This window comes from Bacillus sp. 0209A (assembly GCF_036765095.1).
Lineage (GTDB): Bacteria > Bacillota > Bacilli > Bacillales > Bacillaceae > Bacillus > Bacillus subtilis_G.
On record NZ_JBAIZV010000017.1, the window covers coordinates 1 to 1,395 of the forward strand.

Sequence of the window (1,395 nt, forward strand, 5' to 3'; positions counted from 1 at the left end):
GGAGAACTTGTTCACTCACATTCCGTTTTCCTCTCAACCTGCAATAGCGAAGCCCATGCAGCTGTTTTGAATCTGCAAAGCTTCGCTCTATTTTTTCTTTTCTTTTTTTATAGAGGGTTTTTCCTGAAACAGATAAGCGATTTTGTCTGACCTTTTCTTTGTGGTCCTCCCATACATGCCGGGTGATGACCTTCTGGCGGTTCTTTGATCTTGTGCATTGCTCAAGCAATGGGCATGCGGAACAGGTTTCAGGATTTGATTTATATGACCGGTAGCCTTTTCGGTCAGTTGTTGAGTATGTAAGTACCTGCTGGTTCGGGCAAATGTAACTGTCTTTTTCACTGTCATAATGAAACTTCCATTTTGGAAACAAGCCCCTAGTAGGGTGATATCGTCTATGGGCAATAACGCCAAAAATATGGCGATCGGCTAGTCCTTTACAGATCGGAGTCGTTAAATAACCAGAATCAAGAGCGACGGCTTCTACTTCAAAATTAAATCGTGCAATTTGGTGGTCTAATCGGTCAAGATAAGGCACAGAATCATGGATATTTCCAGGCGTGACATAGGCGTCGGTGATAATGTTATGTTTCATATCCGTTGTTCGGTGATCTAAGTAAAAGAACCCCTCCGGTTTGTTTTCACGATACATATATCCACTTTCTGGATCAGTTGTACTGTGGCGGATCTCTTTTTCAGCTTTCACCTCCTCTTTGACTGGTAATGGCTTTTTTCCGTGTTCCTCCCGATCTTCCTGAATGGCTTCATTTAAATCTTTGATAAAGGTTTGTGTATCCTGTTCAATCGTTTTCCTTGTGTATTTGTGCTTGTTGGCATTGGCTTTCAGATGAGTGGAATCGGTAAATAGGACACGTCCGCCCACCATGTCATGATTGATGGCCTGAAGAACGATCTCGTCAAAAATGTCTTGGAAGATGGTTGTATCTTTAAAGCGTGTGCGTCTGTTCCAGCTGATAGTGGAGTGGTGCGGAACTGGGTCGTTGATGTTCAATCCGAGAAACCATCTGTACGCCATATTGTAGTAAATTTCTTTTTCAAGCTGTCTTTCTGAACGGATACCGTAGAGGTAGCCGATAAACATCATTTTGAATAAAATCAGCGGGTCGAGTGAGGGGCGGCCTTTGTTTTCGCTGTAGTAAGGCTTCACCTTTTCAATGATAAAAGAGAAGTCAATGTGTTGATCAATTTTTCGAAGCAAATGATCCTCTTCGACGAGTTGATCGAGAAGAACAAATTCGGCTGCGTTTTGAGAAGAATTTCTTGTGTGGAACATAAGAAAGACACCGTCCTTTTTAGTCTTTCTTTTATTTTATTACAGAGGAATGGATATTTTAAGGAAAAATAAAGGCTGTCGAGATTTTCTCGACAGCCTGA

1 protein-coding gene is annotated in these 1,395 nt (G+C 41.8%); it reads right to left on the reverse strand.

The annotated features are described in order from the left end of the window. The coding region (locus V6D44_RS20910) for an IS1182 family transposase (RefSeq protein WP_333516860.1) at positions 1-1,294 on the reverse strand (1,294 nt) is incomplete at its 3' end. Between the last annotated feature and the right edge of the window lie 101 nt (positions 1,295-1,395).